The organism is Amycolatopsis sp. NPDC004169, from assembly GCF_040610315.1.
Classification (GTDB): Bacteria; Actinomycetota; Actinomycetes; order Mycobacteriales; family Pseudonocardiaceae; genus Amycolatopsis.
The window spans coordinates 88,146-100,918 of sequence record NZ_JBEXMD010000030.1; the positions used below are offsets into that span (position 1 = coordinate 88,146).

The window sequence follows — 12,773 nt, forward strand, 5'->3', positions numbered from 1 at the left end:
ACGCGCCGGGCCCTTTTCGTTAGGGTCGGGGCATGGTGAAGACCGCGGTGGTGACCGGAGCCGGTTCGGGCATCGGGCGGGCGGTGGCCCGCGCCCTCCTCGAAGACGGCTACCACGTTGCCCTGGCCGGACGGCGGTCCGAGGCGCTCGCCGAAACCGCCGCGGGCTTCGAGCACGCGCTCGCCGTGCCCACCGACGTCTCCGACGAGGGAGCCGTCGAGGCGCTCTTCGCGGCCGTGCGGGAGCGGTGGGGGCGGCTCGACCTGCTGTTCAACAACGCCGGGATCGCCGCGGGCGGGACCGTCGCCGAGCTGTCCGTCGAGGACTGGAAGCGGACCGTCGACGTCAACCTCACCGGGATGTTCCTCTGCGCGCGGCAGGCCGTGCGGCTGATGAAGGACCAGGAACCCCGCGGCGGCCGGATCGTCAACAACGGCTCGATCTCGGCGCACGCCCCGCGGCCCGCAAGCGTCGCCTACACCGCGACCAAGCACGCCGTCACCGGGCTGACCCGGTCGATCTCGCTGGACGGGCGGGCCTGGGACGTCGCCTGCGGGCAGATCGACATCGGCAACGCCGCCACCGAGATGACCGAGCGGATGGCGGCGGGCATCCCGCAGGCCGACGGCCGGGTCGTCGCCGAGCCGACCTTCGACGTCCGGCACGTGGCCGACGCCGTGCGGTACATGGCCGCCCTGCCGCTGGACGCCAACGTCCAGTTCCTCACCATCACCGCGACGACCATGCCGTTCATCGGCCGCGGGTAGGGTCGGCAGCGGGGGGAGCCGCGATGCTGCTGTACGAGGGGAACGACGTCGAGGCGCTGGACGAGGCGGTGACCGGGGAGTTCTCGCCCCACGGCCTGCGCGTCGGCCGCGGCGAGCCGGGGCCCGGCCGCTTCCGCCGGCTGCACCGGAGGGGGCTGGCGCTCTACGAGCTGCGCTGGGGCGTCCCGGTCGAGGTGGCGGCCGGTGAACTGCCCGACTTCTACAACGTCCACCTCCCGCTCGCCGGCGCGGGCTCGGTCCGGGTGGCGGGGCGCGAGGTCACCTCGCCCTGCTCGATCGCCGGGCCCGGGACGACACTGGGCATGTCACTGGCCGCCGGCTCGGACACCCTCATCCTGTTCCTGCCGCAGGCGGCGGTGGACGCCGCCGTCACCACGCAGACCGGTGAACCGCCCGCCGCCGCGCTGCGGTTCGACCCCGGCTTCGCGGACGCCGACCCGGCCGTCGCCGCCTGGCTGGCGACCGCGCGGGCCTTCGCGGCGTTCACCGCGTCACCGCTGGCGGCCCGGTCGCCGCTGGCCGCCGCGCACTTCGAGCAGGTCCTCGTGCACGGCCTGGTCGACCTCCAGCCGCACGACCACCGCACCGCCCTGCCCGCGCACGCCCACCCGGCGCTGCCGCGGGCGGTGCGGCGGGCCATGGCGTACTGCGAGGAACACGCGGGCGAGCCGATCTCGGTCGCCGACATGGCCGCGGCCGCGCGGGTCAGCCCCCGCACCCTCCAGGACCGCTTCCGCGCCGGCTTCGGGACCACCCCGGGCGCCTACCTCAGGCGGGTCCGGCTGGACCGGGTGCACCAGGACCTGCTGCGGATCGCCGGCGGGTCCGCGTCCGGAACGGTCGCCGAGGTCGCGACGCGCTGGGGCTTCACGCACCTGAGCCGGTTCGCCGCGTACTACCGCGAGGTCTACGGGCAGCCACCGTCCCGCACCGCGGGCCATCCGTTTTCCGCCGACCGCTCGGCGGAAAACGGATAGCGGGCGGCCGAGCGGCCTGCCTACCCTGAACGGGAGGCCGCGGTCGTCGTAAGGGGGAATTCCACGGGGGGTTGGAAGACGTCGGCACGCGGTTTTGACCCGCGGCCGGCGGTGCCTTCGCCTGGTACCGCCGGCCGCTAGGGGATCACCCCGGCCTTCCGGAACTCGTCGAACAGCCGGGAGAACATCTGCTCCGTTTCGACGTATTCGTGGAAGCCCGCCCGGCGCGACTTCGACGTGTCCGCGAACATGTCGTAGTCCCAGCCGAACACGAAGTCGCCGAAGGCCCACGAAGCCGAAACGTCCGCGTAGGACGCCGAAAGACCGTACTTCGAAGACATTGCCGTCCACAGTGGACCCTTGTCCGCCATCACCTCCGCCAGTGACATCCGCAGCGGCGGGGCGACGTCGAGCTCGAAGTACGCCGCCAGTTTCGGCCACAGTTCGCGCCAGCGGAACAGGTCGCCGTTCGCGATGTTGAACGTGCCCTGGTGCCCGGTCGCCCAGACCGTCGCCGAGGCCAGGAGACCCGCGTCCGTCATTTCCAGCAGGCTGTCGTACGCGCCCGGTTTACCGGGGAAGCGCAGCGGCAGCCCGAGTTCCTTCGAAATCGACGCGTACACCGCGATCACCAGCGCGAGGTTCATCGGGTTGCCCAGCGCCGTGCCGCCGACGACCGACGGCCGGATCGCCGACCACGTCCAGGTGCCCGCCCGCCGTTCGAGGAACTGCTGCTGGTCGACGTTGAACTCCGGGGGCATGTGCCCGGCGTCGGTCTCGCGCGCCGGGGTCTTGAACGGGCCGAGGTGCGCGCCGTACACCTTGTAGCCCTGCATCAGGCTGACGTGCTCCAGTCCGGGTGCGGCCGCTTCGGCGGCGTCCACGAGGTTCGTCAGCATCGCCAGGTTCGGCGGGACGAGCTCCGCCCACGTCGGTTTGTCCTGGTAGGCGGCGTAGAACAGGTGGGTGGTGCCGGTCAGCGGGGCGAGCTTCGCGCGGGTGTCGTCCGCGTCGAGGAGGTCGACGGCGATCGTGCCGGGGCCGCCGCGGCGGGAGAGGCCGGTGACGTCCCAGCCGCTCGTGCGCAGGTGCTCGGTGAGCGTGCGGCCGATGATCCCGTTGGCCCCGGCGACCAGGGCGGTCTTGCGTTCCATGCCTCCAGGCTGGGGGTGAACGCGCAATAAGTCCAAGGCTTGGTTGTCACCAAGTCGATAAGCTGCGTTCATGACAAGCCTGCGGCAGCTGGAGTACCTGGTCACGGTGGTCGACACCGGCTCGTTCACCCGCGCCGCCGAGCAGCTGCACGTGACGCAGCCGGCGTTGTCGCACCAGATGCGGGCGCTCGAACGCAGCCTCGGCGGCCCGCTGCTGGAGCGGCTGCCGCGGGCGGTCCGGCTCACCCCGATGGGCCGGGCGATGCTGCCGCACGCGCGGGCGGCGCTGGCCGACGCCGAACGAGCACGCTGCGCCGCCCGGCTCGCGTCCGGGACGGCGGCGGGCGAGCTGCAGGTCGCCACGGTGTACTCGGTCAGCCTCGGCGTGCTGCCGCCGGCGCTGCGGGTGTGGCGGCGCGACCGGCCCGAGGTCGACGTCCGGCTGATCGAATTCCGCCACGCCGGCGAGCTGCGCGAAGCGATGGCGGCGGGGGAGGCCGACGTCGCGCTCGGCCCGCGCCCCGGCGACTGGGCGGGTCCGGTGCGCGAGCTGGGCGTGGAGGAGTTCGTCGTGGTGCTGCCCGCCGACGGCGCCGGCGAGGACGACGGCACGGGCGAAGTCGACCTGGCCACCCTCGACGGCTGCGCGTGGGTGCACTACGCCACGGGCAACGGCCTGGCCGAGCTGGTGGACGCGGCCTGCGCGGCGGCGGGCTTCCGCCCCCGCGCGGCGGTCCGCACCGAGCAGACGGCGGCCGCCCCGATCCTCGCGGCGGCGGGCCTGGGCCCGGCGCTGGTCCCGGCGAACGTCCTGCCGCCCCGCTTCGACGGCCGGGTGCTGCGGCCGAGCGTCCCGATCCACCGCACCCTGACGGCGTACACGCGCGCGGCCCCGGACCCGCTGACCACGGCGTTCATCGAGACGCTGGCGGAGCACGCGACGGTCTGAGGACGGCCGCTCACCCCAAGGTGACTTCTCCGGCCGGGGTCTGCAGCGTTGCCTGCAGAGAAGGTTCCGCCGCCTGCCGCACGGTGACGCAGTCCGTCAGCCCGAGCGAGGCCAGGTGACCCCGCACCATCGCGGCGTCGGGGTGCGACACGACCAAGGACACCAGGTGCACGCCCTTGGCGGACAGCTCGGCCGCGTACGCCTCGGTCTCCCACTGGACGAGGAACGGGATGACCTGGCCGAACCCCTGTCCTTCCGAGGGGGCGGCTGCCCGCCAGGCGAGGTGGACACCATCGCCCCGGTCCCGGGACATGGCCACGACCGGGTCGAACCGGCACCCGTTCGCCGTGGCGGCTCGCACGGCCTCGTCCAGATCGTCCACCCGGGCCGCCCAGGTGGACAGCCGCGGCTCGGTCAGGTCGTCGATCCCGAGCGGCCGTCCGTGCGCCGGCACCGGCAGGTCCGGGTCCGGGCCCAGCACCTCGAAGTAGGTGCGGTCACCGAGATCGGCGAGGTAGTTCCGGGTACCGAGCTCGAGGTGACGGCCACCGGGCGAAAGCCGGATCCCGAACCGCCGGTTCAGCTCGTCCACACCGGACTCGAGATCCGGCGTGGCGTACAGGATGTGGTCGATCATGCCGTCTCGGCCGGTACTTCGTTCAGCTCGGTGGCCGGCGGCGCCTTCTTCGGCACCCGGACCAGGCCGAGGATCGCCACCGCGACGAGCACCTCGACGGCCCCGAGGAGCGGCCACAGCAGGGCGGTTCCGAGTGAGAGGAACAGCCAGCCGCCGACCAGCGGGGCGACCGTGTTGCCGAGCCCGAAAGCGAACTGGAAACTGCCGATGTACCGGCTCTTCAGCGGGCCGGCCCCGACGACCGCGGGGTAGGCGAACAGCGACGGGCCGCTGATGATCTCGCCGATCGTCCACAGCAGTGTCCCGCCGATGATCACCGCCGGTACCAAGGGCAGCCCGTACACGCCGACGCCGATTCCGATGAGGGCGAGGCCGATCGCGATCGAAATCCGCATCGGCATCCGCTGCACCACCTTCGTCGCCGGCAGTTCGAGGGCGATCACCACCAAACCGTTCAGCGAAACGGCGAGCGTGTACCAGAAGACGTCCAGCTTGACCTCGTTCACGGTCAGGGGCAACGTCGAAAGGTATTGCTGGTAAACGATGGTGTGCACGGCGGCCACCAGCAGGAAGACGACATAGCGGCGGTTCCGGAGCACCGCGAGGTAACCGCCGCGGCCGGAGCCGGCGGCGGGGTCGGATTCGACCGGCGCGGCAATCGTCCGCACCACGTCCCGGGGTGGCAGCATCACCCAGGCCAGCACCGCGTACGCGACCGCGACGATCGCCTCGGTGAGGAAGACCACCGTGTAGTGCTTGCCGTCCAGGTAGTAGAGGGCGAACCCGAGCATCGGGGCCACGGTCGAGCCGACGTTGAGGCCGAACCGCCAGATCGCGAAAATCATCACCTGGTTGTCGGCGGGGGTGAGGTCCGACAGCAGGGTGGAGGAGGCGGGCCGGAAAACCTGCGAGGTGACGCCGACGAGCACACTGGCCACCAACAGCAGCGGATACTGGTTCGGCACCAGCATGAACGCGATCAGCAGGCCGCTGAGGCCCATGCTCCCCGCGATCGTGAGACGCGGCCCGAACCGGTCGGAGAGCGCCCCGCCGACGAGCGTGCCCACCACCCCGCCGGCGCCGTAGGCGCCGAGGGCGAACACGGCCTGGGCGGTCGAATAGCCGAGCGCCGACACGTAGAGGACCAGGAAGATCACGAGAAAGCCGCTGAGACGATTCACGATGACGCCGAACATGATCGTCTTCGCCGCCGCGGGGGCGTCGCGGAATGTCGCCCACACGCCCGGTTTCTGCGGATCGGCAGCCGCCGTCATACAACCCCCTTGCGAACCGGCGAGCGAATTTCGCCCGCGCGTACGGGATACTACCGAAGAACGGAGGTGAGGACCCCCTCCATCGCCGCACCGAAACGCGCCGGAAACGCGTGGCCCATCCCGTCCTCGTAACGGAGGAAACAGTCGATCCCGCGCGTACGGGCCCATCCCGCGAAGCTTTCGCACGAGGCCACCGATGCCGGGGTCCCACCAGGGAAAATACAGATTCGCGGCTCGATTGCGGCCACCGTTCCGAGCGGCCGCAGGTTCGGTGCGAACGCCACGGCGCCGTCCGCCGCCACGGCACCGGTGAGGGTTGCTTCGATCGCGATCCGGCCTCCGGCGCCGAGTCCGGCGAGGACCAGCGGCACCTCCGGGCCGAATTCGGCCCGTGCGGCCCGCGCGGCGGTCCGGACGTCGGCGACGGCCCGGTCGTGGTCGCGCCATTCGTGGACCCCGACGGCGGCCAGCTGCGGTGAGCGCACCAGGCAGGCCGCGCACGAGCCCAGTTCGGCCCACAGCGAGGCGAAGAGGTCCGCGGGCGCCGGACCGTTGCCGTGCAAGGAAACGACGACCGCGGACGGCGGTGTGTCCGGGCGGATGAGCTCCCAGCTCACCTCGGCCCGCTCCTGCGCCGCCCGCCAGCGCCGCTCCGACTCGGCGCGGACGTCCTGGCGGTCGAGCGGCCAGATGGTCTCCAGCGCGGGATCGGCCAGCAGCTGCGGACTCCACCAGCCACCGCGTTCGACGGCCTCGGCGAGCAGCCGCAGGCCGGCCTCCGGCGCACCGCGCAACGCCATGACGCCGGCGCGGATGTACGCCGACCACACCTGCAGTTCCGGGTGCGCGGTCCCCAGTTGCGAGGCCGCCGCGTCGACCTCGGTCAGCGCTCCTTGCTCGTACGCCTCCATCAGCCGGGCGAGGAGCCGGTCGGCACGGGAGGTCACGGCTGACGGGCGGCCCACGCGAAAAGTCCCTCCGGGTCGAATTCACTGCGGATCGCGTCCAGCCGGGCCGCGCTCGGTCCGTAAACGGCGGCGCGCACGGAATCGGCGTCTTCGGCCAAGCCCGAGAAGTTCAGGTAGACACTTCCGTTGGCGTGCGGTCCCAGCGCCGTCCAGCTCGTCCGGCACCAGCCGAGGATCGTCTCGTCGAGCCCGGTGTCGCGCCACATCGCGTTGACGTTGACGTTGAACTGCGCCGCGCGGTGCGGGAACGCGCTGCGGTCCGCGGGGATGTCCCGGACGGCGCCGCCCATCGTGCGGATCACCAGCTCGGCGCCGGGGCCGGGGCAGCACGCCTGCCGGTCGAGCAGGGTCCGGATCGCGTCGTCGGTGAGCTCGTCCAGGAAATGGGACTTCATGAAAGCCCGGATCCCGGCGGGCGGGCTGGGCGACTGCTCGTAGCCCACGGTCCCGCTCACGTCGAGCAGCGGGGTGGCCAGCTGACGCAGGGGTGCGAGCACCGCCTGCGCCTCCTCCGGCGGACCGGCGTGAACCGCGCCGACGCCGACGACGGGGGTGTCCCGCAACCCTTCGGGCACCTGGGGGTACGGCGGCATACCGCGCAGGATCGTCATCGGCGAGACCGTGTCCGGCAGGGTCGCGACCGCGTCGCGCCAGGCCCGCAGCACCGCATCCCCTTGCTCCGACGAGTAGTACACCTCGGCGTAGGAGACGGTCGGCCCCAGGGGGACGAGGTCGAACTCCATGCCGGTGACGACGCCGAGACCCCGCCCGCCGCCGCGCGCCGCCCAGAGGAGGTCCGGGTACTCGTCCGGGCCCGCCGTCCGGACCCGGCCGTCCGCCGTCACGATCTCCATCGACCGCAGGTGATCGCACGTCAGGCCGTGTGCCCGGGTCAGCATGCCGATCCCGCCGCCCAGGGCGAGGCCCGCCACGCCGGTGCCCGTCACGTCCCCGCCGGGCACCGCCAGCCCGAAGACCTGTGTCCCGGCGTCCAGCTCGCCGACGGTCACCCCGCCCTGCACCCGCACGACCCGGCGTGCCGGGTCGACGTGCACCGCGGTCATCGCCGACAGGTCGATCACCAGCCCGTCGTCGCACACCGCGCTGCCGGCGACCTGGTGGCCGCCGCCCCGGATGCTCACCGGCGGCCGGTGCTCCGCGGCCACGCACACCGCTTCGATCACGTCCGCCACGTCGGCGCACCGGGCGATCAGCGCCGGACGCCGGTCCACCAGCCCGTTCCACACGCGACGCGCATCGTCGTAGGCGGGATGCCACCGGTCGACGATCGTCCCGCCGAACCCGGCCTCGAACGCCCGGCGGAGTGCGCGGCCGTCCTCAGCTGTCGACATCGGCCGCGATCCGGGTCGCGACGCAGACGCCGGGCCCCCAGTCCATCAGCAGCACGTGGAAGTCCGGCTCGTCGAAGATCTCCAGCCGGAACTTGTCGACCCGGTCCTTGCTCGGCCGGACGGCCGGATCCCAGCTCGCCGACCAGATGACGTCGTCGCAGACGAACAGGCCACCGGGGGCGATCCGGGACAGGGTCAGCGCCCGCTCCTCGTACTTCGGCACGCTGGCGTCGACGAAGATCATGTCGAAGAGCGGGCCGTCGTACGTCCGCAGCCACTCGATCGCGTCGGCGTGCACCACCTCGACGCGGGAGTCGCCGGCCAGCATCTCCGTGCTGATCTCCGCCGCTTCGGGATGCACCTCCAGGGTGATCAGCCGCGCGGTGGGGTCCATGCCGTCGAGCAGCCAGCCCGCGCCGACGCCGACGCCCGTGCCGATCTCCAGCAGCAGCCCGCCCGGCTTGCTCGCGGCGAGCGCGCGCAGCAGCTGCCCCGTGTCGCGGGCGCTGGACATGTGGAAGTCCTCTTCCATGGCCCGCTTCTCGGCGACCTCGACGAGTTTCGGGACCTTGACCAGTTCGTTCACGATTCCTCCACGCCCTCTCGGACGCGGCGGCCCCCGGCCGGTGCCCGGCCGCCGCGTACATCGTTCATCCACTCCAGTAGTGGCGGATAAGCCAGGCGGGCACCCCGGTCGGTGCGGATGGCGTGCCCCTCGCCGTCGAGCTCCACGAAAGTGGCCTGCTGGTCCATCCGGTCGAGGTGCCTCCGCACGGCAGCCATCGGAATCCGCTCGTCCAGCTCACCGTGCGCGATGAAGTAGCGCTTGCGCAGCCGGTCGGCACCGAGCGGGGCGCGGCCGGCGAACGCGAACCCGGCGAACTGGCGCACGCCGGGGTGTGCCGTGCCGGCCAGGTCGTCGTGGTGCAGGAAGCCACCGAGGAGAGCCACCCCGGCGCACCGGTCCGACAGCTCGCCCGCGAGCGCCGCCACGTAACCGCCGTAGCTCATCCCCATGGTGACGACCGGGCCGTCGGCGAGCTCTTCGATCACCACGCCCAGGTCCGCCACGTCGTCCACGCCGAACCGGACCGGTCCCTTCGGCCGGTACTCGGGCTGGCGCAGACCGCTGGAGCTCAGGTTGACCCGCACGACCCGCCAGCCCTCTTCGTTCATCGCCGTTGTCAGCGCGGTGAACTCGCCCCACATCGGGACGTGCGGGCCACCGGGGACGAAGAACGCGGTGCCGCGGCAGGCGGTCTGCGGTTCGTGGACCAGGCACGGCAGCAGCTGCTCGCCCCGCCGCACGACCACCGCGCGGACCTCGCCACCCGGCGCCGGCGCCGTGAAGGACGTGTCGTCGAGGGCCCGGAGGGTGCGCGGCAGGGTGGGGGTGCCGACCGCGGCGGCACACGTGCCGTCCGGGGCGGTGGCCACGGACCGGACGGATCCGGTCGTCCCGGGTGCCCACACCGGCTCGACGCGCCCGCTCGCCCAATCCCAGACGTAGGGCACGATGCTCGGCCATTCCTCCGCGCAGAGCACGACCCGGGTGTCGTCCAGCCAGGCGGAGGACGGCAGCACGACCTTCCGCAGCGGCTGCGGGCTGAGCACTTTGCCGGTCCCGCTCGCGATCACGACGAGCTGGTAGCTGGCACCGCCGCGGATCACCGCCAGCACCGCCTCGCGGTCCGGTGACGGCGAAAGGTGCGACACCGTGGCCCCGCGCGGAACCCCGATCTGCCACCCGGGGCCGGTCAACGCCGACTTCCCGTCCGGCTGCGTCGTCACCTGGACGAGTTCGCCGCCTGCGGTCAGGACGGCCGCGTTGCCCGCCGGGCTGCGATGCGCCAGGCGCCTGCCGTCCCAGTCGGTGACCCCGGATTCCTCGACGTGCTCCTCGAGCACGTCCCAGCGGCCGTCGCGCAGGGCGAGCTGCCTGCCGTCGTCGGCGTGGTGCTCGTGCCACAGCACGCTCAGCCGGTCGCCGCCGTCCGACATCGGCCGCCGGATCCAGCCGGCGGGCGCCGGGAACTCGGTCCAGCGACGGGCGTCCGGGTCGAACCGCCCCACCCGGCGGTCTCCCCACGCGTCGGTGGAGACCAGCCAGCGGTCCCGGTACCAGCACACCGAGTCCGGCAGGTAGTCCACTTGGGACTGCCGGAACGCCTCCGACAGGCCGCTGACGACGGCGTCCGAGCGGTCGGGCAGATCGGCCACCAGCCGGGTCGCTTCCGTCATCGCGTCAGGCCGCCGTGGCGGCGGGGTCCAGCTCCGCGGCCACCGCGAACCAGGTTTCCGACTCTTCCTTGCGCCCCAGCGTGTCGAAGGCGACGCCGGCCCGCGCCGCGGCCAGCGCACCGGGGAAGGTGCCGAGCGCACCCCCCGTCGTGAAGCATTCGAGAGCGCGTTCGTCGTGGCCGGTCATCCACAGCGTGTCGCCCGCGTAGAGCTGCGTGTAGGGATCACCCGGGTCGAGTTCGAGCAGCCGGCCGGCCGCCGCGTCCGGTTCCATGTCGATGACCATCGCGCGGCCCTTGGAGTTGATGAACGCCTTGAGACTGGCCTCCAGGCTCAGCCGCTCGTTCTGCGCGGCCGCCACCTTTTCCGCCGGGGTGCTCGCCGCGGCGCTCAGGCCTCTGGCGAGGTCGATGGCGAGCTGCATCTTGTCGGCGATGTCCGCCATGTCGCGACGGCGCACCGCGTACAGCGCGAGTGCCCGGTAGGTCCGGCTGACGTACAGGCGGAGGTCGAAGGTGTCCGCCGTGACGCCGTCGATCAGCGCCTGCGCGTCCGCGGCCACCTCGGCGCACTCGTCGAGGTCGCGTTGCCGCCGGCAGTAGTGCGCGATCAGCCTGCCGTAGGCGCTCAGCCGGGTCCCCGGCGAAATCCCGGTGTCCGCGGCCAGCGTGTGGAACGGTTGTGCCGCCTTGTCCGAATCGGTGACGAGCCCGTAGTACGAACGGGCCACCTCGTAGGTCAGAACGGGGTCGCCGCTTTCGACGGCTCGTTTGCCGAGCGCTTTGGCGGAGACGCTGAACAACCCCAGCACGTTGAGGACCTGTGCCAGTGACGTGAGGGTCGGCACGGAGACGTCCGAGCCCGGCTCCAGCATGGCGCGCAGTTCCGCCAGGAACGGCAGCCCGCTCTCGTCCTTCGCGCTCAACCGGTGATCGATGGCGTCGTCCGGGAATGCGGTGTGACCGAGGACGTGCTGACGGAAACCGGGCGGGTAGTACGAGCCGGGCACGAACGGGAGCCCCTCGCCGGAGCGGGTGCGGATCAGCTCGAGCAGCAGCGGGATGAACCGCGTGGCCACTGCCGCGTCCGGGTTGCCGTGGCCGCGCAGGTAGGTCGACCACAGCTCACGCCGCCGCAGCACCATCGTCCGGTTGTGGTCGGAGAGTTCCAGCGTGGCCAACGCGGTGTCGTCTGATCGGGGGTAATCGGTCAGCCCCGGGCGTCTCGCGGCGGTCGAAGTCATCGTTGAAGATCCCTTCTGCTATTCCAGGTAGCCCGGAGCGACGATGTAGTCGCCGCCCGACCGCGGCGTCAGGAACTCCGCCGACGGGATGACCGCCTTGACGACGGCGGTGGCGTTCACCGACGGCACGTCGATGAGCAGCGGCGCGACACCGAAACGGTCTTCGACGAAGGCCGGCAGTTCGGAGGGCGTGATCGCGGCCGGGTCGCTCGCCTCGCCGACGGGTTTCTCGAGGTGGCGAAGGAAGGACAGGAACGCCTCCTGGTGACCGGCCGAACGGGCGCCGCGGAGGAATTCGGGTTCGCTCCGGTTGACGGGATTCCCCAGCGAGGCCCGCACCATCACGGCCTCGTGCAACGCGTGCAGCAGCGCGGGCCCCTGTGCGAACCCCGCACCGGCGCCGAAGGTCGCCTGGGCCCGGTCGTGCCTGCCGACCAGGACCAGCGTGACGTGGATCGGCGCCATTTCCCGCACCCCCCAGGCGTGGGCGACGAGCCGGCGGTCCGCAAGCGCTTTCGCCAGCCCGGGCGGTATCAGTTCGGCGAGCTGCTCGGTGGCGGGCTCCAGCGTGACCGTTCCCGCCCACACCCGCCTGATCGCCTGGCGTTCCAGGCATTCCAGGATCCCGCTGACGCCGGCGACGTCGCGGTCCGGGTGTGCGGCCGTGCCGACCGAACTCTGCCGCCACGGCAGTACGCGCAGCTTGGTGCTCACCCTGCGGAGCAGCGCGGCGTCCGCCGGCACGCCGGCGGCCTCGCCGGTCGTGGCGCTCCGGGCCGGGACCCAGTCCTCGGCGTCTTCGAGGATTTCGTGCGGGGTGAACAGGGAAAGGCCACGTTCCACCGCCTCACCCCGGGAGATGACCATGAGCGGACCGTTCTCGATCAAACTCGCCCGCTCGGTGGCTTCGCCGTGTGCCCGCACCATGGCCCGTTCGGGCACGTCGTCGCAGGCCCCGCCCGCGAAACGACCGGACCGGGCATCCACGTGATCCAACCCCAGATACAACTGATCATCGAGAATCGGCGTAGCGCTCACCGAAAGATGCTCCGTTCTGACGGACGGGCAGGCCTCGTGACGAGACCCGCCCGTCCGCTTCAGTTCGCTGTGATTGACGCCCGCTCGGGCGGAATTGCGCGATTTACCACGGCAGAACCGCCCTTCGGCCGCACGACACCGAAGGGCACGAC

12 protein-coding genes are annotated in these 12,773 nt (G+C 72.1%); 3 read left to right on the top strand and 9 right to left on the bottom strand.

Features of this window, described 5'->3' with window-relative positions; genetic code table 11:
• Positions 1 to 32 precede the first annotated feature (32 nt).
• On the top strand, positions 33 to 767 hold the full coding sequence (locus ABZX11_RS32610) for an SDR family oxidoreductase (RefSeq protein WP_354920215.1): 735 nt from the start codon (positions 33 to 35) through the stop codon (positions 765 to 767).
• Between the two features lie 23 nt (positions 768 to 790).
• Positions 791 to 1,765, top strand: coding sequence for an AraC family transcriptional regulator (locus tag ABZX11_RS32615; protein ID WP_354920218.1), 975 nt, complete (start codon positions 791 to 793; stop codon positions 1,763 to 1,765).
• A 137-nt stretch (positions 1,766 to 1,902) separates the two neighbouring features.
• Here ABZX11_RS32615 and ABZX11_RS32620 read toward each other — a convergent pair whose 3' ends face one another.
• Positions 1,903 to 2,919: an SDR family oxidoreductase gene (locus ABZX11_RS32620; protein WP_354920221.1), complete on the bottom strand. Its 1,017-nt coding sequence runs from the start codon at positions 2,917 to 2,919 to the stop codon at positions 1,903 to 1,905.
• A gap of 70 nt (positions 2,920 to 2,989) precedes the next feature.
• Between ABZX11_RS32620 and ABZX11_RS32625 the strand changes: the two genes are divergently transcribed.
• Positions 2,990 to 3,868: a LysR family transcriptional regulator gene (locus tag ABZX11_RS32625; protein ID WP_354920224.1), complete on the top strand. Its 879-nt coding sequence runs from the start codon at positions 2,990 to 2,992 to the stop codon at positions 3,866 to 3,868.
• A 10-nt stretch (positions 3,869 to 3,878) separates the two neighbouring features.
• On the opposite strand, the gene ABZX11_RS32630 is transcribed toward ABZX11_RS32625, so the two are convergent.
• Genes ABZX11_RS32630 through ABZX11_RS32665 form a run of 8 tightly spaced genes read right to left on the bottom strand, consistent with a single transcriptional unit; the run spans position 3,879 to position 12,510 of the window.
• Positions 3,879 to 4,505 (bottom strand): VOC family protein, encoded by a 627-nt coding sequence (locus ABZX11_RS32630; protein ID WP_354920227.1) that lies wholly within the window; start codon positions 4,503 to 4,505, stop codon positions 3,879 to 3,881.
• Complete coding sequence (locus tag ABZX11_RS32635) at positions 4,502 to 5,779, bottom strand: MFS transporter (RefSeq protein ID WP_176175685.1); 1,278 nt, start codon at positions 5,777 to 5,779, stop codon at positions 4,502 to 4,504. Before ABZX11_RS32635 ends, ABZX11_RS32630 begins: the two co-directional genes overlap by 4 nt.
• 50 nt (positions 5,780 to 5,829) lie before the next feature.
• Complete coding sequence (locus ABZX11_RS32640) at positions 5,830 to 6,726, bottom strand: hypothetical protein (RefSeq protein ID WP_354920230.1); 897 nt, start codon at positions 6,724 to 6,726, stop codon at positions 5,830 to 5,832.
• The gene (locus ABZX11_RS32645; RefSeq protein ID WP_354920232.1) at positions 6,723 to 8,099 is read right to left on the bottom strand and encodes an FAD-binding oxidoreductase; all 1,377 of its coding nucleotides are present in this window, start codon (positions 8,097 to 8,099) and stop codon (positions 6,723 to 6,725) included. The genes ABZX11_RS32640 and ABZX11_RS32645 overlap by 4 nt, the downstream gene beginning before the upstream one ends.
• Positions 8,086 to 8,685, bottom strand: coding sequence for a class I SAM-dependent methyltransferase (locus ABZX11_RS32650; protein WP_176175688.1), 600 nt, complete (start codon positions 8,683 to 8,685; stop codon positions 8,086 to 8,088). The genes ABZX11_RS32645 and ABZX11_RS32650 overlap by 14 nt, the downstream gene beginning before the upstream one ends.
• Complete coding sequence (locus ABZX11_RS32655) at positions 8,682 to 10,340, bottom strand: hypothetical protein (protein ID WP_354920236.1); 1,659 nt, start codon at positions 10,338 to 10,340, stop codon at positions 8,682 to 8,684. The genes ABZX11_RS32650 and ABZX11_RS32655 overlap by 4 nt, the downstream gene beginning before the upstream one ends.
• A 4-nt stretch (positions 10,341 to 10,344) precedes the next feature.
• Positions 10,345 to 11,583, bottom strand: a complete 1,239-nt coding sequence (locus ABZX11_RS32660) for a hypothetical protein (RefSeq protein WP_354920239.1) — start codon at positions 11,581 to 11,583, stop codon at positions 10,345 to 10,347.
• 18 nt (positions 11,584 to 11,601) lie between these two features.
• On the bottom strand, positions 11,602 to 12,510 hold the full coding sequence (locus ABZX11_RS32665) for a YcaO-like family protein (protein WP_354920295.1): 909 nt from the start codon (positions 12,508 to 12,510) through the stop codon (positions 11,602 to 11,604).
• Between the last annotated feature and the right edge of the window lie 263 nt (positions 12,511 to 12,773).

What these genes read in the sequence shown, in the direction of transcription:
- ABZX11_RS32610 (WP_354920215.1), top strand. Translation starts at nt 33, where the DNA reads ATGGTGAAGACCGCGGTGGTGACCGGAGCCGGTTCGGGCATCGGGCGG.
- ABZX11_RS32615 (WP_354920218.1), top strand. Translation starts at nt 791, where the DNA reads ATGCTGCTGTACGAGGGGAACGACGTCGAGGCGCTGGACGAGGCGGTG.
- ABZX11_RS32620 (WP_354920221.1), bottom strand. Translation starts at nt 2,919, where the DNA reads ATGGAACGCAAGACCGCCCTGGTCGCCGGGGCCAACGGGATCATCGGC.
- ABZX11_RS32625 (WP_354920224.1), top strand. Translation starts at nt 2,990, where the DNA reads ATGACAAGCCTGCGGCAGCTGGAGTACCTGGTCACGGTGGTCGACACC.
- ABZX11_RS32630 (WP_354920227.1), bottom strand. Translation starts at nt 4,505, where the DNA reads ATGATCGACCACATCCTGTACGCCACGCCGGATCTCGAGTCCGGTGTG.
- ABZX11_RS32635 (WP_176175685.1), bottom strand. Translation starts at nt 5,779, where the DNA reads ATGACGGCGGCTGCCGATCCGCAGAAACCGGGCGTGTGGGCGACATTC.
- ABZX11_RS32645 (WP_354920232.1), bottom strand. Translation starts at nt 8,099, where the DNA reads ATGTCGACAGCTGAGGACGGCCGCGCACTCCGCCGGGCGTTCGAGGCC.
- ABZX11_RS32655 (WP_354920236.1), bottom strand. Translation starts at nt 10,340, where the DNA reads ATGACGGAAGCGACCCGGCTGGTGGCCGATCTGCCCGACCGCTCGGAC.
- ABZX11_RS32660 (WP_354920239.1), bottom strand. Translation starts at nt 11,583, where the DNA reads ATGACTTCGACCGCCGCGAGACGCCCGGGGCTGACCGATTACCCCCGA.
- ABZX11_RS32665 (WP_354920295.1), bottom strand. Translation starts at nt 12,510, where the DNA reads ATGGTGCGGGCACACGGCGAAGCCACCGAGCGGGCGAGTTTGATCGAG.